This is a genomic window from Agromyces lapidis, from assembly GCF_009749405.1.
In the GTDB taxonomy this organism is placed as follows: Bacteria; Actinomycetota; Actinomycetes; order Actinomycetales; family Microbacteriaceae; genus Agromyces; species Agromyces lapidis.
Window position 1 is genome coordinate 110,921 of record NZ_WBIQ01000001.1, and the last position, 21,071, is coordinate 131,991.

Sequence of the window (21,071 nt, forward strand, 5' to 3'; positions counted from 1 at the left end):
GGTCGGATCGGAAACACTCGGCGCAGATCATCCGAGGGGCGCATCAGTAGGATCGGCACATGTCGGACGACGTGGTGAAGCAGGCACAGGAGGCGGCGGCTGCGGCCGCTGCGGCGGCGAAGGCGCTCCAGGCGCAGGCGGAGGCCGCGATCAAGGCGGCCGAGGAGGCGGCTGCGCTCGCGCAGGCCGCCGCCGCTGCGGCATCGGCGCAGGCGACCCCGGCGGAGCCCGCAGTCGAGCCGGCTGACGATACGGTGGCCGAGCCCGCCACGGCCGACGCCGCGGCCGACGCCACGGCCGACGCCGCGGCCGCGGCCCAGTCGTCGCCCGCCGCGACCGGTGGCGCCGCGGCATCCGGGCCGCTCGACCAGGCCGCGATCGACGCCGTGCGCGCCGGGTACGCGTTCGAAGGACCGGCGCTCGAGATGGGGGCGCTCGTCAACGGCGAGGCGATGCCGGATGTCCCGGTGCGCATCCCGCTCGCGATGACCAACCGGCACGGCCTCGTCGCCGGTGCGACGGGCACCGGCAAGACCCGCACCCTGCAGGTGCTCGCCGAGCAGCTCGCCGCGAACGGGGTCGCGGTGTTCGCCGCCGACATCAAAGGCGACCTCTCGGGGGTCGCGACCCCGGGCGAAGGCAGCGAGAAGTTGCTGAAGCGCACCGAGGGCATCGGTCAGGCGTGGAGTGCGGCGAGCTTCCCGACGGAGTTCTTCTCGCTCGGAGGCGTCGGGCGCGGGGTGCCGATCCGCGCGACGATCTCGGGCTTCGGGCCGCTGCTGCTCTCGAAGGTGCTCGGCCTCAACGACACGCAGGAGTCCAGTCTCGGGCTCGTGTTCCACTACGCCAACAAGAACGGGCTCGCCCTCCTCGATCTCGACGACCTGCGCGCCGTGCTCGCCTACCTCGTGAGCGACGACGGCAAGGCCGAACTCGAGGGCCTCGGAGGCCTGTCGAAGGCGACCGTCGGCGTGATCCTGCGCGAACTCATCACCTTCGCCGACCAGGGCGCCGACGTGTTCTTCGGCGAACCCGAGATCGACACCGCCGAGTTCCTGCGCACCGCCGCCGACGGTCGCGGCGTGATCAGCCTGCTCGAGGTGCCCGGGGTCGCCGACAAGCCGGCGCTCTACTCGACGTTCCTGATGTGGCTGCTCGCCGACCTCTACGGCGGTCTGCCCGAGGTCGGCGACCTCGACAAGCCCAAGCTCGTCTTCTTCTTCGACGAGGCGCACCTGCTGTTCAACGGCGCCTCGAAGGACTTCCTCGCGCAGGTCGTGCAGACTGTGCGGCTCATCCGTTCGAAGGGGGTCGGCGTCTTCTTCGTCACGCAGACCCCGAAGGACGTTCCGGGCGACGTGCTCGCCCAGCTCGGTTCGCGCGTGCAGCACCAGCTGCGGGCCTTCACGCCCGACGACGCGAAGGCCCTCAGGGCGACCGTCTCGACCTACCCGACGTCGGGGTACGACCTCGAGGAGACGCTCACCGTGCTCGGCACCGGCGAGGCCGTCGTCACCGTCATGAACGAGAAGGGCGCCCCGTCGCCCGTCGCGTGGACGAGACTGCGGGCGCCTCAGGCCTCGATGTCGCCGAGCGCCGACGCCGCGATCGACGCCGCCGTCGCGGCGTCCCCGCTCATGGCGAAGTACGGCACGGCCATCGACCGCGAATCGGCCCACGAACTGCTCACAAAGCGCATGGCGGACGCGGCGGCGGCGGCCGACGCCGCCGAGGCGGCCGAGGCGAAGGCGAAAGCCGACGCCGAGTACGCGAAGATGCAGGCGAAGATCCAGGCCGACGCGGCGAAGGCCGACAAGAAGGCGCAGGCCGAGTACGACCGGTTGCTGAAGAAGACCTCGGGCTCATCGCGCTCGCGTTCGTCGCAGCGCTCGACCCTCGACCAGGTGCTCGGCTCGAAGACCACGCAGAAGGTCATCACCCAGGTGCTCACCGGCCTCTTCGGCATGGCCAAGCGCCGCTGACGCCCGCCCACGTCGGTCGAGTGGCGAAGCGTCTCGAGACCACGCGCCCTCGTCGGTCGAGGAGCGAAGCGTCTCGAGACCACGCGCCGGATCAGGAAGGATGGACACGTGTTCGAGATCCGCCCGTACCGCCCCGACGACCGCGAGGATGTCGCGCTGATCTGCCTGCGCACCGCGGCGGCCGGCGGCGACGCGACGGGGGTCTATTCCGACGATGCGCTCATGCCCGAGGTGTTCGCACTGCCGTACGTCGAGTTCGCGCCCGAGCTGGCCTTCGTCGTGGCCGACACCGAAACGGGCCGGGCCTTCGGCTACGTGATGGCGGTCGCCGACACGGCCGCCTTCGTCGAGTGGTGGCGGCGCGAGTGGGCGCCCGGCTTCGCGGCGAGGCATCCTGCCGCGGGTGCGCCCACCGAGCACGCGCCCGACTTCACCGAGGCCGAGCTGATCGACGCCGGCGTCCACCCCGAGCGCATGCTCGTTCCCGAACTCGCCGAGTACCCGGCGCACCTGCACATCGACCTGCTGCCCGAGCTGCAGGGGCTGGGTTTCGGTCGCCGTCTCATCGACACCGTGCGCGCCGAACTCGCCGCCCGCGGTGTGCCCGCACTGCACCTCGGCCTCGCCGCAGCGAACACGGGGGCGCGGGCGTTCTACGACCGCCTCGGCTTCCACGAGTTGCCGTCGAGCACCCTGCAGTCGCCGCGACTCGGCATCGCGACGAGCTGACGCGCTCAGCCGAGCAGCGAGCGCCGCTCGAACCAGTAGAGCAACGTCGGATCACTCATGCGCAGCTCGGCGAGCGTCACCGGCTCGACCCGCGTCGTCTCGTCGACCTCGAGCACCTCTGCGACGAGGCCCATCGTGCGTTCGTCCCAGAAACGGCCGCGCATGCGGAACCTGCCGCGCCCGCCGCGGCAGATGACGAACAGCTCGTCGGTCGTGTCGAGGCTGTTCGGTCGGTAGAGCTCCAGGCGCAGCACCCGTGCGACATCGCGCGCCGCGACGACGGTCGTGACGCCGAAGAACCCGCGCTCGACGATCCCGTACTTGCTCACCGACACCCGGGCGCGTCGGTACGCGACCCAGGCGAGCCCGATGAGCACTCCGAGCACCGCTGCCGTCGCCGCGACGATCGGCCATGCGGTCGGCTGATCGAGCAACCACAGTTCGGCCGCGAGCAACGGCACCACGAGCGCGGTGAGCGCGAGTCCGTAGTTCCACCCGAGAGTGCGACGAGGCCTCAGGGTGATCACCCTGAGGCCGTCGCCCCCTGCTGCCGCTGCGCTGGTGGAGGAGCCCCCTGCGTCCCCGCTCCTCGCTTCCACCGGTGCTGCTGACATCTCTCACATGATGCGCTCGTTCGGGGTTCGCCGCTATTCCGCATTAATGAGGACACGGGGTGCGAACGGTGCGGGACCGGGCCTGAACGCGGGAATCCACCGGGCGCGGGGAGGCACCGCTGCGAGAGGGTGGGGGGGAGGCCGGCGCCGGCGTCGTGGGGTCAACGAGGCCGCCGTCGTCTTCGTCGACACCTCGGGCCCTCACGACCCGGCTCAGGACAGCATAGGCGCTTCCGAAGGCCGCGCAATACGCCCTGGGAAGGAGACGCTGAAGCCGCTTCGGATCGTCGGCTCCGACGCCGACGGATCGGGTGCGCAGTGGTGGATTCGAACCCCGTGTGCGGGGTGCTGTGCGCGCACCCGGCGGCGGATCACTTCTGGCGGAGGATAGGGGATTCGAACCCCTGAGGGCTTTCACCCAACACGCTTTCCAAGCGTGCGCCATAGGCCACTAGGCGAATCCTCCAGTGACCCCCCACGCACCCGCCAGAGCCCGGTTACCCTTGCTGCGTTTCCGCCCTGGGGGAGTTGGCCTGGATGGCGCCACGTGGGGAGCCGCAGGCAAGTCTACCCGAGCCGAGCCGGGTCGATGAACCAGCCCCCGATCGAGTGGCCGGGCACTACCGTGAGGGGATGCCCCAGACCGACGTCGATGCCGTGTTCGAACGCGTGATGGCGGCGCGGGCGGCCGCCGAGCGGCCGATCGTCGTGGGCATCTCGGGCTACTGCGGGGCGGGCAAGTCGACACTCGCCCGGGCCCTCGTCGCGCGCGACGGCGGGATCGTGCGGATCCGCGGCGACGACTTCCTCGACCCGGTGCTGTCGCACCGGCGGTCGATCGATTGGAGCGGTGTCGAGCGCGAGCGGCTCGCCGATGAGGTGCTGCGTCCGTTCCGCGCGGGACGTTCGAGTGAGTTCCGCCCGTACGACTGGAGTGCCCGTCGTCTCGGCGAGCCGCGCCCGTTGCCGAGCGCCGAAGTGCTCGTCGTCGACCTGATCGGGCTCTTCCACCCCGACACGGTCGAGTTGCTCGACCTTCGCATCTGGGTCGACCTCGACCTCGAGACCGCCGCACGGCGCGGCAAGGCACGCGACGAGGCGCTCGGCCGGCGGCACGACCGGCTCTGGGACGAGGTCTGGGTGCCCAACGAGCGCGACTTCGCCGAGCGGTTCCGCCCGCGCGAGCGGGCGCACCTCAGTGTCGACGCGCGTTGAATCGCGCACCGGCGCCGACGAGCGCGCACCGGCGGCAGGATGAGCGGTCCAGCGCCCCGTCACCGGGAGGTGCCGGCCGGCTGGTCATGTTCACGAGCCGCGACTCGGTCGCCCGGCACCCGCTCGTGCGGGATTCAGGAGGCTCGGACCACCGAGCCGGGCGGGCGGATGCCTCGTGCGGCGTGCCGCACGAGGCATCCTGAATTCTGCACGTGGAAGAGGCCCGCGAGGCCCCTACCCCCGCGCCACCCGCGCCGCGAGATACGCGTCGAAGGCCTCACGGCTCGTCTTCGCCGGGGTGTAGCCGAGCACCGACTTCAGCCGCTCGTTCGCGAGCACCGGCCGGTACTGCAGGAACCCGACTCGCTCGGGCCCGTGCACGGTGAGCCGCAGGGCGCGCCCGGCGCGCAGCGCGAAGGCGAGGATGCCGGGCGACAGGGTCAGCGTGCGCTTGCCGAGCGTTGCGGCGATCTCGTGCACGCTCACCTTGCCGTCGCCGGCGACGTTGAACGCCCCGGTCGCCTCGCCGGTCGCACCCGCCGCGATCGCGCCGACGACGTCATCGACCCAGACGAACACGAAGGGGCTGTCGGAGCCGCGGATCGCGAGGATCCGCGGGCCGTCCCAGAGGGCGGTGATCTGATTCGCGACGGTCGGACCGAGGATGGTGCCGATGCGCAGCACCACCTGCTCGAGCGCGGGGTGGGCCTCCCGGTAGTCGGCGAGCATCTCTTCGACGAGGCGCTTGTGCCGCGAGTAGCTGAACTCCTCGTTGCCGCGGATCGGGTCGTCTTCGCGGAGCCATTCGGGGTTGTCGGCGTGGTACCCGTATGCGGCGCCCGACGACGAGACGACGATGCGCGAGACCCCGTAGGCGACGGCCGCGTCGAGCACGTTGCGGGTGCCCTCGACGTCGACCCGGTACTCGATCTCCTCGTCGAGGGCGCCGGGGTTCACGATCGCGGCGAGGTGCACGATCGTGTCGATGCGGTGCTCACGCACGACGGCGGCGACCGCCTGGGCGTCGGTCACGTCGCACGGGGCGACGACGACTCCGGCGGGCGTCGAGGCGGGTTCGCGCACGTCGCCCGAGACGACGAGCTCGACGCGTGGATCGCCCGCGAGGGCGCGCACCGCCGCGGAGCCGAGGAATCCGGAGCCGCCGGTGACGAGCACGCGCCTCATGCGACGGGCTCGCTTCCGGACGTCTCGGTGGTCTCGATACGCCCGCTGCGCTCGCTACTCGACCGACGGTCGGCCCGCTTCGCCGTGTGCCGTGCCCACAGCGTCGCGACCGCGAGGCCAGCGATGATGTCCCAGATGCCCCACCAGCCGGCGACGATCGCCATGCCGCCGAGGCCGTCGAAGAACGCGAACACGAGGCCGAGGCCGAGGCCCGCGTTGCGGATGCCGACCTCGAAGGTGATCGCCTTGCGGTCGCGCACGCCGAGTCCGCCGATGCGGGCGCTCGCGTAGCCGAGGCCGAGCGCGACCGCATCGTGCAGGAACACCGCGACCAGCACGACGCCGATGTACGCCATGAAGATCGTCCAGTTGCCGACGAGTGCGATGACGATGAAGCCGACGAGGGCGGCGAGGCTGATCCAGCGCGCGTACGGCTGCACGTGTGCCGCGAAGCGCGGCCACTTCGCGCGGATCAGGAGCCCCGCGAAGAACGGCAGCCCGATGATGAGGAAGATCTCGAGCAGCATCTGCCAGCCGTTGAGGCTCACCGCGCGCACGAGCTCCGACGCCGTCGGGTGCAGGCTGCCCCAGAAGACGACGCTGATCGGCAGCACGAAGATGTAGAGCGCATTCGCGACCGCCGTCATCGAGACCGAGAGCGCGACGTTGCCGCGGGCGCGGTAGGTCAGTACCTGCGAGATGTTGCCCGGCGGGCAGCACGCCACGAGGATCATGCCGAGCGCGATCGAGGCCTGCACGTTCAGCAACAGCGTCAGCCCGAAGGTGACGGCCGGCAGCAGGATGATCTGCGCGAGCATCGCGACGATCATCGCCTTCGGTGCGGTGAGCACGGCCTTGAAGTCGCTCGGCGCGGTGTCGAGCGCGATGCCGAACATGATGAACCCGAGCACCACGTTCAGGGCGAGCATCGAGCCGGGAGTGAAGTTCAAGACGACGTCGTCGATGTTCATGCGCGTACTCCGTCCAGGTCGGTCGAACGGCTCGCATCGGGGGCGGTGCGTGTCGGTGCGGCGGATGCCTCGGGCAGCGTGCGGCGCAGCCGCTTCACCGTGCGCCGGTAGGCGTCCTTGTTCACGTAGTACGACATGCGGTCGAGCCCGAGGTAGTCGTATCCGCCGGTGAGGTCGGGCCACGGGGCATCCGCCCGCGCCCTGAACCGCGCCGCCTGCTCGGGCGCGCTCGCAGCGGCGGCGAGGTAGGCGGCGATGAGCTCAGCCTGCTCGGCGCGGCCCTGCCAGCCGATGCCCGACGCCTCGATCATGCCGAGCACGTACAGGCCGTTGAAGCTCGGCGGGAAGATGTTGAGGAAGAGCGTGGGCGACGCCGTCGCCCAGTTGAGGTGCTCGCGTGCGACGAACGGGTAGTCGAGCGTGTAGCCGGTCGCCAGCACGACGCGGTCGTACTCGGCCGAGCTGCCGTCGGCGAAGTGCACGGTGCGCCCGTCGAAGCGGTCGATGTCGGGCACGATGCGCAGGTCGCCCTGGCCGAGATGGTTCAGCACCATCGTGTTCACGATGGGGTGCGACTCGTAGATCTTGTAGTCGGGCTTCGGGAAGCCGAACCGCACCGGATCGCCCGTGAACGCCTTCAACACCCTGGCGTCGATGAACTGCTTGATCGGCGCCGGCAGCGGGCGGCCCTGGTTGAGGGTGTCCGAGGGCTTGCCGAACAGGTAGCGGGGCACGAAGTAGTACCCGCGGCGTACCGACAGGTCGATGGATGCCGCGTGGTGCACCGCGTCGACGGCGATGTCGCAGCCGGAGTTGCCGGCGCCGATGATGAGCACGCGCTCGCCGTCGAACACCTTCGCCGACTTGTACGCACTCGTGTGCATCAGCTCGCCCGTGAACTCGCCGCGGAACGCCGGCACGTTCGGCTCTGCGAGGGTGCCGTTCGCGAGGATCACCGCGGAGTAGTCGCCGGTGACCGTGTCACCGTCTGCGGTGACGGCCGTGAGTCGCCAGCCGTTCGCGCCGGGCGCCTCGCCGTCGGCCGTGGGCAGCGGCTCGACCGCGGTGACGCGGGTGTCGAAGCGGAAGTGCTCGCGCAGCCCGAACTCGTCGGCGTAGTCGCCGAAGTAGTCGAGCAGTTCGCGGTGACTCGGGTAGTCGGCCGTCGAACGCATCGGGAACTCGGCGAACTCGGTCGTCGTGCGGCTCGAGATGAGGTGCGCCGACTCGTACATGGTCGAGCGGGGGTTGTCGATGTTCCAGAGGCCGCCGACGTCGGCGCCGGCCTCGAAACCGTGGAAGGGGAGCCCGGCGCGGCTGAGTGCGCGTGCGCCGGCAAGGCCCGAGGGGCCCGCTCCGATGAGGGCGATGGGGTTCACGGGTGGTGTCTCTGTTTCGGGTCGTGCCGCAGGGGGACGGCACGGCACGTCGATGTGCCCGATCAGCATAGGCGAATCCCGCTCGGGTTCTGACCGCCACCGGCTGTCCGAGGCGCGCGGCCTCCTCGCGTTCGCGCACGTCATCCTCCCGGCGGACGGCGCCGCGGCGAGGATGGGCCCCGAGTGCCACCCGGACGGCACCGGGCGTCGATGTCACGGCGGCGCCGCGTTCCTAGCGTGGAATGGTGCCCCGATCGAACGTCTCCGCCGTGCCCGTCGCCTCCCCGTCCACCGCCCGATGGCTCTCCGGCCCGACCGCGATGGCGCTGCGCTTCGTCGGCCCCGGCGTCGTGCTGCTCGCGCTCGGCATGATGTGGGCGGCGAGGATCGTCTTCGCCGGCAACACCTACGTGAGCGGGCTCGGCGCCGCCGGCGAGATCACCTCGACCGCGTTCAACCTCTCGCTCGGCCTGGTGGCGCTCGGCGGTGCGGTCTCGGCGATCGGGCTCTGGGGGATTCGCAGCGGGCGCGGACTGTTCGGCGCGTGGGCGGTGAGCACGAGCCTGCTCGGCGCGAGCGCGATGTTCGCCGTCGGCGCGGCGGTGCCGTGCACGACGGGATGCCCGATCCCGTTCACCGCCGCGGCTGCCCCGCAGGACGCCGTGCACACCATCGCCGCGGTCACCGGATTCGCCCTTGCGGGCGTGGCGATCATCCAGACGCTCAGGCTCGGGCGGGCGTACGCGATCCTCGCCGCGCCGAGCATCCTGCTCGTCATCGCGACCTCGGCCGCCGGCGGCATCCTCTCGCTCGCCGGGGTCGCGACCTCGCTGGGCGGCTGGCTCGAACTCGTCGCGACGACGGCGGCGCTGCTCTGGCTCGCCGCCCTGTCCTGGCTGACGCAGCACCGCATCGTGACGGACCCGTCGGCTGACCGGAGACTCCCGGAACCGACGGCGCACACGCCGAATAGGCTGGACGGGTGGCGCACAGCATCTACATCTGCTCGGCCGAGGGCAACACCGGCAAGTCCACCGTGGCGCTCGGCACCCTCGACACCCTCACCCACCGGGCGACCCGCGTCGGCGTCTTCCGCCCGATCGCACGATCGACGGCCGAGCGGGACTACGTCCTCGAACTCCTGATCGCGCACGAGGGCGTCGTGCCGATCGACTACGACGAGGCGATCGGCGTCGCGTACGAAGAAGTGCATGTCGACCCCGATGCGGCACTCGCGACGATCGTGCGCCGGTTCAAGGCGATCGAGGGCCGTTGCGACGTGGTCGTGATCATCGGATCCGACTACACCGATGTGGGCAGCCCGACCGAGCTCGCGTACAACGCGCGCATCGCCGCGAACCTGGGCGCCCCGGTGCTCCTCGTGCTCGGCGGGCGGGTCGGCGAGGGCCAGGGCCGCGGGCGAAGCGAACACCTCGGCGACACCGAGGCGCGCACGGCCGACGAGCTCGCGCAGCTCACCGAGCTCGCCGTCGAGGAGCTCGAGCGCGAGCACGCCTCGCTCCTCGGCATCGTCGTCAACCGCGCCGATCCCGAGCGGCTCCCCGAGATCGTCGGCGCCGTGCGGCACGCGTCGCGATCGGGGCACGGCCGGCCCGTCGCCGCGACGTCGGGCGAGGCATCCGCCGCAGTGTGGGCGATCCCCGAGGACCAGTTCCTCGTCGCGCCGTCGATGCGCTCGATCATGCACGCCGTCGACGGCGAGCTCTACGCGGGCGACGCCGACCTGCTCGACCGCGAGGCGCTCGGCGTCGTGATCGCGGCGATGTCGATGGAGAACGTGCTCTCGCACCTCATCGAGGGCTCCGTCGTGATCGTGCCGGGCGATCGCAGCGAGGTGCTGCTCGGGGTGCTCACGGCGCACGCCTCGGCCACCTTCCCGTCGATCTCGGGCATCGTGCTGAACGGCGGATTCCCGCTCTCGCCGCATATCGAGCGCCTGGTCGAGGGCTTGAAGGCCGGGCTGCCGATCATCCGCACCGAGTTGACGAGCTACGAGACTGCGCTCGCGATCACCCACACCCGGGGCCGCCTCGCGGCCGAGTCGCAGCGCAAGCGCGACACCGCCCTGTCGCTCTTCGAGCAGCACGTCGACGGCCAGGCGCTGCTCGACCGGCTCGAGATCGCGCGCCCCGAGGTCGTCACCCCGCTCATGTTCGAGTACGGGCTGCTCGAGCGGGCGCGCCGCGAGCGCAAGCACATCGTGCTGCCCGAGGGCTACGACGACCGCATCCTCCGGGCCGCCGCCACCCTGCTCGCCCGCGACGTCGCCGATCTCACGATCCTCGGCGAGGAGATCGAGGTGCGCTCGCGGGCGATCGGGCTCGGCCTCGACATCTCGCGCGCGATGGTGCTCTCGAACCACGACTTCGTCTACGTCACGCGCTTCGCCGAGGAGTACCAGAAGCGCCGGGCGCACAAGGGCGTCACGCTCGAGCAGGCGCGCGAACGCGTGCAAGATGTGTCGTACTTCGGCACCATGATGGTCGAGCTCGGCATGGCCGACGGCATGGTGTCGGGCGCCGCGCACACGACGGCGCACACCATCCGCCCCTCCTTCGAGATCATCAAGACGCGGCCCGGCGTCGAGGTCGTCTCGAGCGTGTTCCTGATGGCGCTCGCCGACCGCGTGCTCGTCTACGGCGACTGCGCGATCGTGCCCGACCCGACGGCCGAGCAGCTCGCCGACATCGCGATCTCCTCGGCGCAGACCGCCGCGCAGTTCGGCATCGAACCGCGCATCGCGATGCTCTCCTACTCGACGGGCGAATCCGGTTCGGGGGCCGACGTCGACAAGGTGCGGAGTGCCACCGAGCTCGTGCGGGAGCGAGCCCCGCAGCTCGCGGTCGAGGGTCCGATCCAGTACGACGCCGCCGCCGACGCGGCGGTCGCGCGCACGAAGCTTCCCGACTCGGATGTCGCGGGGCGGGCGACGGTGTTCGTGTTCCCCGACCTGAACACCGGCAACAACACCTACAAGGCGGTGCAGCGTTCGGCCGGGGCCGTCGCGATCGGGCCGGTGCTGCAGGGCATGCGCAAGCCCGTCAACGATCTCTCGAGAGGGGCGCTCGTGCAGGACATCGTGAACACCGTGGCGATCACGGCGATCCAGGCGGCGGATGCCTCGTGAGCCTCGTCCTCGTCGTCAACTCGGGTTCGTCGTCGCTGAAGTACCAGCTCGTCGACGCGGCGAGCGGCGAGGCGCTCGCGAGCGGGCTGGTCGAACGGATCGGGCGTGAGGGCGGGCACGCCAGGCACCGCCACGAGGGGCCCGAGAACGACAGCCTCGGCTCGAACTGGGACGCCGCGGTCGACGTGCCCGACCATTTCGCGGCGTTCGACGTCATGCTCGAGGGATTCGCCGCGCACGGGCCGTCGCTCGAGCAGCACCCGCCGGTCGCGGTCGGGCACCGCGTGGTGCAGGGCGGTGCCCGCTTCTTCGAGCCGACGGTGATCACCCCGCTCGTGAAGATCAACATCGACGAGCTGTCGAGTCTCGCGCCGCTGCACAACCCCGCGAACCTCGAGGGCATCGAGGCGGCGCAGCGGGCGTTCCCCGAGGTGCCGCACGTGGCGGTGTTCGACACGGCGTTCCACCAGACGATGCCGCCGGCGGCCTTCACGTACGCGATCGACCGCGACGTCGCGACGAAGCACCGCATCCGGCGCTACGGCTTCCACGGCACCTCGCACCGCTACGTCTCGCGGGCCGCGGCCGAGTTCGTGGGGCGCCCCGTCGAGGAGCTCGACCAGATCGTGCTGCATCTCGGCAACGGCGCCTCGGCGTGCGCGGTCGCGGGCGGGCGCTCGGTCGACACGAGCATGGGCATGACCCCGCTCGAGGGCCTCGTCATGGGCACCCGCTCGGGCGACCTCGACCCGGCGATCCTGCTGCACCTGCAGCGGCGGGCGGGCCTCGACGTCGACGGCGTCGACGAACTCCTCAACCGGCGCAGCGGCATCCTCGGCCTCGGCGGGCACGCCGACATGCGCGACCTCGTCGACGCGGCCGAGGCGGGGGAGGAGCGCGCCGCCCTCGCCCTCGAGGTGTACGCGCACCGCCTGAAGGCGTACATCGGGGCGTACCTGGCCCAGCTCGGCGGCGTCGACGTGATCTCGTTCACCGCGGGTGTCGGCGAGAACTCGGCGCCGGTGCGGGCCGCCGCGCTCACCGGGCTCGAGCGGCTCGGCATCGAGCTCGATGCGGAGCGCAACGCCACCCGCTCGGGCGGCATCCGCGTGATCTCGACCGATGCGTCGCCGGTCACGGTGCTCGTCGTGCCGACCGACGAAGAGCTCGAGATCGCCCGCCAGACGCTCGAGGCCGTCTCGGCCTGACCGCTACTCGTCGGTCGAGTAGCGAAGCGTATCGAGACCACCGCCGCGGCTCCCCGTCAGTGGTCTCGATACGCTCCTTCGTCGCTACTCGACCGACCGAGCGAGTCTGCAAGAACTATTGCGCAACACTTCTTGCAGAGTTAGCATGATGGCGTGAGCGAGCACCAGAACTCCATCGACCTGCGCGACGCGGGCGCCATGCGCGCCATGGCGCACCCGCTCCGGCTGCGCATCCTCGGTCTCCTGCGCATGCACGGCCCGCACTCGGTGGGCATGCTCGCCGAGGCGACGGGCGCGGCGTCGGGGTCGATCAGCTACCACTTGTCGACCCTCGCGAAGCACGGCTTCGTCGAGCCCGCGCCCGAGCACGAGCGCGACGGTCGCGAGCGCTGGTGGCGTTCGGCGCACGACATGACGAGCCTGAGCGCCGAAGACTACCTCGACGATCCCGAGCGCCGTGAGGCGGCCGAGGCGATGCGCCGCACGGTCATCGACGCGTACCATCGCGAGCTCCTCGACGCGCTCGACGCCGAGCTCGGGCTCGAACCCGAGTGGATCGCCGCCTCCGACTCGAGCGACGGGGGAGCGCAGCTCACCCTCGACGAGTTCCGCGAACTCACCGCCGAACTCGCCGCCGTGCGCGAGAAGTGGTGGGCGGTCGGCCGCGAGCCGCGGCCGGGCACCCGCGCCGTCCGCTGGATCACGCACACCTTCCCGAGGAGCGAGCAATGAGCGAGCTGACGGAGACCGACGGGTCTCGATACGGCGCTGGCGCGCCGACTCGACCGGCTGGGGGTGGCGCCCGACGCCGGTTGCCGCTCGTCGCCAGCCTCGCGGCCGCACTGTTCTCGCTCGGCGGCAACGCGATCGCGCTCGTCGCCCTGCCGATCATCGCCCTCACGCAGACGGGTTCGCCGCTCGCAGCGGGCGTCGTCGGCGTCTTCGCGACCGTGCCGCTCATCATCGGCGGCGCGCTCGGCGGCGTGCTCGTCGACCGATTCGGCTACCGGTCGTCGTCGATCGTCGCCGACCTCGCGAGCGCGGTCACGGTGCTCGCCATCCCGCTGCTCCACGCGACGGTGGGACTGCCGTTCGGAGCGATGCTCGCACTCGTCTTCCTCGGAGGGCTCCTCGACCCGCCGGGCGACACGGCGAAGACCTCGATGACCCCTGACCTCGCGAAGCTCGCGCACTGGCCGATCGAGCGGGCCGCGGGCGCCCAGGCGGCCGTGCAGCGCACTGCGATGATGCTCGGCGCGGGCACGGCGGGCGCGCTCGTCGCGTTCCTCGGGCCGATGCCCGCGCTCGTGGTCGACGCGGGCGGGTTCCTCGTCTCGGCACTGCTCGTGCTGTGCTTCGTGCCGCGCAGGCTCGGCGCCGAGCCTGAGGGCGACGTCGCCGACGCCGCGGAGGCGCCCGCGAAGGGCGGCGGCTTCGTCGAGGGGCTTCGCTTCGTGGCATCCTCGCCGTTGCTTCGCGCGATCGTGCTGCTCGTGACGCTCACGAACGCGATCGACGCGGCCGGCATGACCGTGCTGAAGCCGCTGTATGCGACCGAGGTGCTCGGCGACCCCGCGCAGCTGGGCTTCATGGTCGGATGCTTCGCAGCCGGTGCGCTGACCGGCTCGGTGCTCTTCGGGGCGATCGGTCACCGCTTCTCGGGGCGGCTGATGTTCGCGGTGTGCTTCCTCATCGCCGGCACCGTGCCGTACGTGACGATGGCGCTCGGCGCGCCCGCGCCGGTGCTGCTGCCCGTGCTCGCGCTGTCGGGGCTGGCCGCGGGCGCCATCAACCCGATGATCTCGACCGCCATGTACGGGCTCATCCCCGACGGCATGCGCGCCCGGGTCTTCGGCGTGACCACCGCGGGCGTCGCCGCAACCATGCCGCTCGGCGCCCTCCTCGGCGGTCTCGCGGCCGAGCAGGCGGGGCTCGTGCCGACCCTCGTGGTGTGCGCCGGACTCTATCTCGTGCTCGCGTCGAGCCCGCTCTACCTGCGGGCCTTCTCGGGGCTCCGCGCCGCGTCGGCGACTGCTCGCTAGGAGCATCCGTACCCCCCATTCGGGGGTGATTTTGTACCATCCCCTGTTCGAGGGAGTACCGCCCCAAATAGGTTGTGGCCAGGCGACGCGGGGGCGTCGCAATGTGCACTCTGGGGGGACGTGACATGCAGCTCGAACGCGCGCGCTCGAACACTGACCGGAGGCGCCGAGGGGCGCACAGGGCAACGGATCCGAGAGGGCGCGCGATGCGCTGGCTCGCCGCCGTGGGAGTGATCGCGCTCACCGCCGGCGGCGGGGCGGTCTCGGCTCAGGCTGCGCCCGGCGACGAGTCATATGCCGAGGGCCAGTTCCTCTCGGGTTCGCTCCTCGATCTCATCGACCTCAGCAGCATCATCGGCATCGACGGCGAGACCGCCTCGAGCGACGGGGTGACGCCCGAGACGAACTCGACGAATCTCGATCTCACGGCGCTCGGCCTGCTCAACATCGACATCGGCGGTGGTCTCCAGATCCCGCTGGACTTCGCCGACGCCGGGGTCGTCGGCCAGTACGCGAGCGCCCAGATCGACGGCTCCTCGATCGGCGCCTCGGGTCTCATCTCGGATTCCGGCGCGATCGGAACGGGCGTCACCCCCGCTCCCGGAGTCGCGCCCGGGCCGATGAGCGTCGACCTCGCAGACCTGCTCGGCGCCGAGTTCGCCGGCACCGTCTCCGACCTCGACCTCACGCTCGGGGCGATCAGCGCGAACGCCACGGCGACGTCGGGCGGCACGCCTGCGGGCGACTACGAGATCGCGAGCGCGACCGTCGTGGTCGACAGCCCGATCGTCGAAGGGATCACCGGAACCGTCAACGGCGCGGTCGCCGAACTCGACACGGCGGTCGACGGGCTCGCGGGCCCTGATGGCGCACTCGTGGACGGCGTGCTGTCCGCCGTCAGCAGCGTGCTCGCCGTCGGCGGTCTGGGCGACGCCTCGGCGACGGTCACCGTCGACCTGCAGGCGGCGGCCGACGCGGTGCTCGCGCAACCGCTCGACTCGGGCGGCGGCGTCGTGATCGACCTCGCCCAGGGCACCGTGACGCTCGATCTCGAGCAGCTCGTCGGCGGCCTGAACTCGCTCGACCCGAGCACCGAGCTGCTCTCGTCCGCCGTGCTGACCGAGGTCACGACGCAGGTCGCCGACCTCGTCGACGGACTCACCGAGGATCTCGGGGTGGCGATCACCGACGCCCTCAACAGTGCGGTGGTCTCGGTCGACGTGGACGTCAACGCCGTCGGACTGGTTCCCCTCGTGAACGTCACCGTCACGGGAACTCTTCAGCAGATCGTTGCGGGCACCGCCACCGTCGGCATCACGGCGCTCGGCCTCCTCCCGATCACCGGGCTCACGAGCGCCGTAGTGCTCGGCGTGCTCGGCCCGATCGTCGATGCGGTCATCAACCCGACCACCGGGGCGCTCGGCACCCTGCTCACGACGCTGACGAACGACGTGCTGAACCCGGTGATCGACAGCCTCAACCCCGCCCTGTTGCTGCTCAACACGATCGTGTCGCTGCTCGCGAACGTGCAGGAGCCCGAGCCGGCCGTGCAGGGCGCGGTCTTCGAGGAGACGGCGCTGCGGCTCAGCGTGCTGCCCACCGCCATCGTGCCCGGGCTGCTCGAACTGAACCTCGCCCGCGCGCTCGTCGGCCCCAACCTCGTCGCGCCGGTGCTGACGACGCTGACGCCGGATGCGGGTCCGACCGCCGGCGGCACGCTCGTCACCATCGACGGCACGGCCCTCGGCGGTGCGACCGCGGTGACGGTGGATGGGGTGTCGGTGCCGTTCACGCAGGTGAGCGACACGGAGATCACGTTCGAGACGCCGGCTCACGCGGCGGGGACGGTCGATGTGGTCGTGACGACCGCGGTCGGCTCCTCGGGTGCGTTGCCGTTCACCTATGTTCCGGCTCCGGTCCTGACGGAGCTCGATCCCGATGAGGGACCGACGGCGGGCGGCACGAGCGTCACCGTCACCGGCACCGATCTGGGGGATGCCACGGATGTCACCGTGGATGGGGTGTCGGTGTCGTTCACGCAGGTGAGTGACACCGAGATCACGTTCGTGACGCCGGCGCATGCGGCGGGGCCGGTCGATGTGGTGGTGACGACGCCGGGTGGTGCGAGTGGTGCGTTGCCGTTCACGTATGTGCCGGCGCCGGTGTTGGCGTCGTTGTCGCCGGATGAGGGTCCGGTCGCGGGGGGCACGCTGGTCACGATCCTGGGTTCTGATCTGGCCGGTGCGACGGTGGTGACGGTCGATGGGGTGTCGGTGCCGTTCACCCAGGTGAGTGACACGGAGATCACGTTCGAGTCGCCGGCGCATGTCGCGGGTGTCGTGGATGTGGTCGTGACGACGCCGGGTGGTGCGAGCAACGCGTTGCCGTTCACGTTCTTCGATGTGCCGGTGCTCACGAGTCTGGCGCCGGATGAGGGGCCGGCTGCGGGTGGCACCGCCGTCACGGTGACGGGTACGGCGTTGGGTGGTGCGACGTCGTTGACGGTCGATGGGGTGTCGGTGCCGTTCACGCAGGTGAGTGACACGGAGATCAGCTTCACGACCGAGCCGCATGCGGCGGGTCCGGTCGATGTGGTGGTGACGACGCCGGGTGGTGCGAGTGGACCGCTGGTGTTCACCTATCTGCCGGGGCCGGTGCTCGAGTCCCTCGATCCCGATGCGGGTCCGGTCGCGGGCGGTACGCCGGTGACGATCACGGGCACCGACCTGGCCGGTGCGACGGAGGTCACGGTTGATGGGGTGTCGGTGCCGTTCACGCAGGTGAGTGACACGGAGATCACGTTCGAGTCGCCCGCGCATGCTGCCGGTGTGGTCGATGTCGTGGTCACGACCGGGGGTGGGGTGAGCAACGCGTTGCCGTTCACCTATCGCGATGCGCCGACGATCACGTTGCTCGACCCGGATGAGGGGCCGACGGCCGGTGGCACGATCGTGACGATCACGGGCACCGACCTTGCCGGTGCGACGGAGGTCACGGTCGACGGGGTGTCGGTGCCGTTCACGCAGGTGAGTGACACCGAGGTCGCGTTCACGACGCCGTCGCACGCGGCGGGCACGGTCGATGTGACGGTGTCGACGCCGGGTGGTGCGAGTGGTGCGTTGCCGTTCACGTACGTGCCGGCGCCGGTGCTGACCGGGCTGGATCCTGATGCCGGTCCGGTCGCGGGTGGCACGCCGGTGACGATCACGGGCACCGACCTGGCCGGTGCGACCGAGGTGATCGTGGACGGGGTGTCGGTGCCGTTCACGCAGGTCAGCGACACCGAGATCAGCTTCGAAACCCCGGCGCATGCCGCGGGGCAGGTGCTCGTCGGTGTCGTGACGTCGGGCGGACCGAGCAACACGCTGCCGTTCAGCTATGTGCCTATGCCGGTGCTGACCGCGCTCGATCCCGGTGAGGGGCCGACGGCCGGTGGCACGCTGGTGACCATCACGGGCACGGCGCTCGGCGGTGCGACCGAGGTCACCATCGACGGGGTGTCGGTGCCGTTCACGCAGGTGAGCGACACGGAGATCACCTTCGAGACGCCGGCGCATGCGGCCGGAGCCGTCGACGTGATCGTGTCGACGCCGGGCGGTGACAGTGGTGCGTTGCCGTTCACGTACGTGCCCGCGCCGGTGCTCACGGCGTTGTCGCCGGATGCGGGTCCGGTCGCGGGTGGCACGCCGGTGACGATCACCGGCACCGACCTGGCCGGTGCGACCGCGGTGACGGTGGATGGGGTGTCGGTGGTGTTCACGCAGGTCAGCGACACCGAGATCACGTTCACGACCGAACCGCACGCGGCGGGCGAGGTGGACGTGGTCGTGACGACGCCGGGCGGTGCGAGCAACACGTTGCCGTTCACGTACTTCGATGTGCCGGTCCTGACGGAGCTTGATCCTGATGAGGGGCCGGTTGCGGGTGGCACGTTGGTGTCGGTGACGGGTACCGATTTGGGTGGTGCGACGTCGTTGACGGTGGATGGGGTGTCGGTGCCGTTCACGCAGGTGAGTGACACGGAGATCACGTTCGTGACGCCGGCGCATGCGGCGGGGCCGGTCGATGTGGTGGTGTCGACGCCGGGTGGTGCGAGTGGTGCGTTGCCGTTCACGTATGTGCCGGCGCCGGTGTTGGCGTCGTTGTCGCCGGATGAGGGTCCGGTCGCGGGTGGCACGCTGGTCACGATCCTGGGTTCTGATCTGGCCGGTGCGACGGTGGTGACGGTGGATGGGGTGTCGGTGCCGTTCACCCAGGTGAGTGAGACGGAGATCACGTTCGAGTCGCCGGCGCATGTCGCGGGTGCGGTGGATGTGGTGGTGACGACGCCGGGCGGTGCGAGCAATGCGTTGCCGTTCACGTTCTTCGATGTGCCGGTGCTCACGAGTCTGGCGCCTGATGAGGGGCCGGCTGCGGGTGGCACCGCCGTCACGGTGACGGGTACGGCGTTGGGTGGTGCGACGTCGTTGACGGTCGATGGGGTGTCGGTGCCGTTCACGCAGGTGAGCGACACGGAGATCAGCTTCACGACCGAGCCGCATGCGGCGGGTCCGGTCGATGTGGTGGTGACGACGCCGGGTGGTGCGAGTGGACCGCTGGTGTTCACCTATCTGCCTGGGCCGGTGCTCGAGTCCCTCGATCCCGATGCGGGTCCGGTGGCGGGTGGCACGCCGGTGACGATCACGGGCACCGACCTTGCCGGTGCGACGGAGGTCACGGTTGATGGGGTGTCGGTGCCGTTCACGCAGGTGAGTGACACGGAGATCACGTTCGAGTCGCCCGCGCATGCTGCCGGTGCGGTCGATGTCGTGGTCACGACCGGGGGTGGGGTGAGCAACGCGTTGCCGTTCACCTATCGCGATGCGCCGACGATCACGTTGCTCGACCCGGATGAGGGGCCGACGGCCGGTGGCACGATCGTGACGATCACGGGCACCGACCTTGCCGGTGCGACGGAGGTCACGGTCGACGGGGTGTCGGTGCCGTTCACGCAGGTGAGTGACACCGAGGTCGCGTTCACGACGCCGTCGCACGCGGCGGGCACGGTCGATGTGACGGTGTCGACGCCGGGTGGTGCGAGTGGTGCGTTGCCGTTCACGTACGTGCCGGCGCCGGTGCTGACCGGGCTGGATCCTGATGCCGGTCCGGTCGCGGGTGGCACGCCGGTGACGATCACGGGCACCGACCTGGCCGGTGCGACCGAGGTGATCGTGGACGGGGTGTCGGTGCCGTTCACGCAGGTCAGCGACACCGAGATCAGCTTCGAAACCCCGGCGCATGCCGCGGGGCAGGTGCTCGTCGGTGTCGTGACGTCGGGCGGACCGAGCAACACGCTGCCGTTCAGCTATGTGCCTATGCCGGTGCTGACCGCGCTCGATCCCGGTGAGGGGCCGACGGCCGGTGGCACGCTGGTGACCATCACGGGCACGGCGCTCGGCGGTGCGACCGAGGTCACCATCGACGGGGTGTCGGTGCCGTTCACGCAGGTGAGCGACACGGAGATCACCTTCGAGACGCCGGCGCATGCGGCCGGAGCCGTCGACGTGATCGTGTCGACGCCGGGCGGTGACAGTGGTGCGTTGCCGTTCACGTACGTGCCCGCGCCGGTGCTCACGGCGTTGTCGCCGGATGCGGGTCCGGTCGCGGGTGGCACGCCGGTGACGATCACCGGCACCGACCTGGCCGGTGCGACCGCGGTGACGGTGGATGGGGTGTCGGTGGTGTTCACGCAGGTCAGCGACACCGAGATCACGTTCACGACCGAACCGCACGCGGCGGGGACGGTCGACGTCGTCGTCGTGACCGCGGGCGGCGAGAGCGGGCCGCTGCCCTTCACCTACCTGCCCGCACCCGAGTTGAGCGCGCTCGCGCCGAGCGAGGGGCCGACGGCGGGCGGCACGAGCGTCACCGTCACCGGCACCGACCTGGGGGATGCCACGGAGGTCACCGTTGACGGGGTGTCGGTGCCGTTCACGCAGGTGAGCGACACCGAGATCACCTTCGTGACGCCGCCGCATGCGGCCGGACCCGTCGATGTCGTCGTCACGACGGCGGGGGGCGAGAGCAACGCACTGCCCTTCACCTACCTGGCGGCGGCGATCGACGAGATCGATCCGCCGAGCGGGCCTGCGGCGGGCGGAACCGAGGTGACCATCTCGGGCCGATGCTTCACCGGTGCGACCGAGGTGCTGTTCGGCGAGAACCCGGCCACCTCGTTCGAGGTCGTCGATGACGGCACGATCGTGGCCGTGTCGCCGGCCGGCAGCGGGGTCGTCGACGTGACGGTCATCGGCAGCGAGGCGTGCGGCGAGGCGACCCTCGCCGACGCGTTCGGCTACGAGCCGGGGCCGTCGACGAAGCCCGGTGGCGCCATCGCCACGACCGGAGCGGAGCCGCTCGCGCCGCTCCTGCTGAGCGGTGCAGCCCTCCTCCTCGGCATCGGGTGCGTGCTGTTCACGAGGCGTCGTTCCGGTCGCGCATGACCATGACCCCGTGAGGTGACGGTGCCCGGCACGAGATCGTGCCGGGCACCGTTCTGCACACCCCCTACCGCGGTAGGGGGTGCGAATGGCTCAGCCGTGTGATGCGCCCGGCCGAA

13 protein-coding genes, 1 tRNA gene and 1 other RNA gene are annotated in these 21,071 nt (G+C 70.8%); 9 read left to right on the forward strand and 6 right to left on the reverse strand.

The features are described from left to right. The first annotated feature begins 59 nt into the window (after window positions 1-59). Complete coding sequence (locus GQQ93_RS00560) at window positions 60-1,982, forward strand: helicase HerA-like domain-containing protein (RefSeq protein ID WP_157422285.1); 1,923 nt, start codon at window positions 60-62, stop codon at window positions 1,980-1,982. A 108-nt stretch (window positions 1,983-2,090) separates the two neighbouring features. Then, a complete protein-coding gene (locus GQQ93_RS00565) occupies window positions 2,091-2,711 on the forward strand; it encodes a GNAT family N-acetyltransferase (protein ID WP_212277220.1) in 621 nt (206 codons plus the stop codon). A 5-nt stretch (window positions 2,712-2,716) separates the two neighbouring features. On the opposite strand, the gene GQQ93_RS00570 is transcribed toward GQQ93_RS00565, so the two are convergent. From GQQ93_RS00570 to ffs, 3 genes are all read right to left on the reverse strand, one after another. Then, entirely contained in the window at window positions 2,717-3,238 is a 522-nt protein-coding gene (locus GQQ93_RS00570) for a hypothetical protein (RefSeq protein WP_157422287.1), read from the reverse strand. Window positions 3,239-3,703: 465 nt separating this feature from the next. Continuing rightward, window positions 3,704-3,791 (reverse strand) — tRNA-Ser (locus tag GQQ93_RS00575). Continuing rightward, window positions 3,789-3,885: signal recognition particle sRNA small type (gene ffs, locus GQQ93_RS00580), an RNA gene on the reverse strand. Before ffs ends, GQQ93_RS00575 begins: the two co-directional genes overlap by 3 nt. 73 nt (window positions 3,886-3,958) lie before the next feature. Here ffs and GQQ93_RS00585 point away from each other — a divergent pair. Further along, entirely contained in the window at window positions 3,959-4,540 is a 582-nt protein-coding gene (locus tag GQQ93_RS00585; protein ID WP_157422288.1) for a uridine kinase family protein, read from the forward strand. A 234-nt stretch (window positions 4,541-4,774) separates the two neighbouring features. Here GQQ93_RS00585 and GQQ93_RS00590 read toward each other — a convergent pair whose 3' ends face one another. From GQQ93_RS00590 to GQQ93_RS00600, 3 genes are read right to left on the reverse strand one after another with little or no spacing between them, the layout of a single operon-like run. Continuing rightward, a complete protein-coding gene (locus tag GQQ93_RS00590) occupies window positions 4,775-5,725 on the reverse strand; it encodes an SDR family oxidoreductase (protein WP_157422289.1) in 951 nt (316 codons plus the stop codon). After that, a complete protein-coding gene (locus tag GQQ93_RS00595) occupies window positions 5,722-6,696 on the reverse strand; it encodes a bile acid:sodium symporter family protein (RefSeq protein ID WP_157422290.1) in 975 nt (324 codons plus the stop codon). Before GQQ93_RS00595 ends, GQQ93_RS00590 begins: the two co-directional genes overlap by 4 nt. Then, window positions 6,693-8,075 carry a flavin-containing monooxygenase gene (locus tag GQQ93_RS00600; protein ID WP_212277221.1) on the reverse strand — a complete coding sequence of 461 codons (1,383 nt, stop codon included), beginning with the start codon at window positions 8,073-8,075 and terminating at the stop codon, window positions 6,693-6,695. Before GQQ93_RS00600 ends, GQQ93_RS00595 begins: the two co-directional genes overlap by 4 nt. A 245-nt stretch (window positions 8,076-8,320) precedes the next feature. Here GQQ93_RS00600 and GQQ93_RS17990 point away from each other — a divergent pair, with 245 nt between their 5' ends. The 6 genes from GQQ93_RS17990 to GQQ93_RS00625 all read left to right on the forward strand — a co-directional run bounded on the left by GQQ93_RS17990 (window position 8,321) and on the right by GQQ93_RS00625 (window position 20,955). Next, entirely contained in the window at window positions 8,321-9,220 is a 900-nt protein-coding gene (locus GQQ93_RS17990) for a hypothetical protein (RefSeq protein ID WP_246191957.1), read from the forward strand. Next, window positions 9,112-11,223, forward strand: coding sequence for a phosphate acetyltransferase (pta, locus tag GQQ93_RS00605; protein WP_246192049.1), 2,112 nt, complete (start codon window positions 9,112-9,114; stop codon window positions 11,221-11,223). Before GQQ93_RS17990 ends, pta begins: the two co-directional genes overlap by 109 nt. Next, complete coding sequence (locus tag GQQ93_RS00610) at window positions 11,220-12,431, forward strand: acetate/propionate family kinase (RefSeq protein WP_157422293.1); 1,212 nt, start codon at window positions 11,220-11,222, stop codon at window positions 12,429-12,431. Before pta ends, GQQ93_RS00610 begins: the two co-directional genes overlap by 4 nt. Window positions 12,432-12,584: 153 nt before the next feature. After that, complete coding sequence (locus GQQ93_RS00615; protein ID WP_157422294.1) at window positions 12,585-13,163, forward strand: helix-turn-helix domain-containing protein; 579 nt, start codon at window positions 12,585-12,587, stop codon at window positions 13,161-13,163. Then, window positions 13,160-14,473, forward strand: coding sequence for an MFS transporter (locus GQQ93_RS00620; RefSeq protein WP_157422295.1), 1,314 nt, complete (start codon window positions 13,160-13,162; stop codon window positions 14,471-14,473). Before GQQ93_RS00615 ends, GQQ93_RS00620 begins: the two co-directional genes overlap by 4 nt. A gap of 206 nt (window positions 14,474-14,679) precedes the next feature. Then, on the forward strand, window positions 14,680-20,955 hold the full coding sequence (locus tag GQQ93_RS00625; RefSeq protein ID WP_170296081.1) for an IPT/TIG domain-containing protein: 6,276 nt from the start codon (window positions 14,680-14,682) through the stop codon (window positions 20,953-20,955). Window positions 20,956-21,071 lie beyond the last annotated feature (116 nt).

Excerpts from the sequence above, each read along its gene's own strand:
- GQQ93_RS00560 (WP_157422285.1), top strand. The coding sequence starts at position 60 with ATGTCGGACGACGTGGTGAAGCAGGCACAGGAGGCGGCGGCTGCGGCC.
- GQQ93_RS00585 (WP_157422288.1), top strand. The coding sequence starts at position 3,959 with ATGCCCCAGACCGACGTCGATGCCGTGTTCGAACGCGTGATGGCGGCG.
- GQQ93_RS00590 (WP_157422289.1), bottom strand. The coding sequence starts at position 5,725 with ATGAGGCGCGTGCTCGTCACCGGCGGCTCCGGATTCCTCGGCTCCGCG.
- GQQ93_RS00595 (WP_157422290.1), bottom strand. The coding sequence starts at position 6,696 with ATGAACATCGACGACGTCGTCTTGAACTTCACTCCCGGCTCGATGCTC.
- GQQ93_RS00620 (WP_157422295.1), top strand. The coding sequence starts at position 13,160 with ATGAGCGAGCTGACGGAGACCGACGGGTCTCGATACGGCGCTGGCGCG.
- GQQ93_RS00625 (WP_170296081.1), top strand. The coding sequence starts at position 14,680 with ATGCGCTGGCTCGCCGCCGTGGGAGTGATCGCGCTCACCGCCGGCGGC.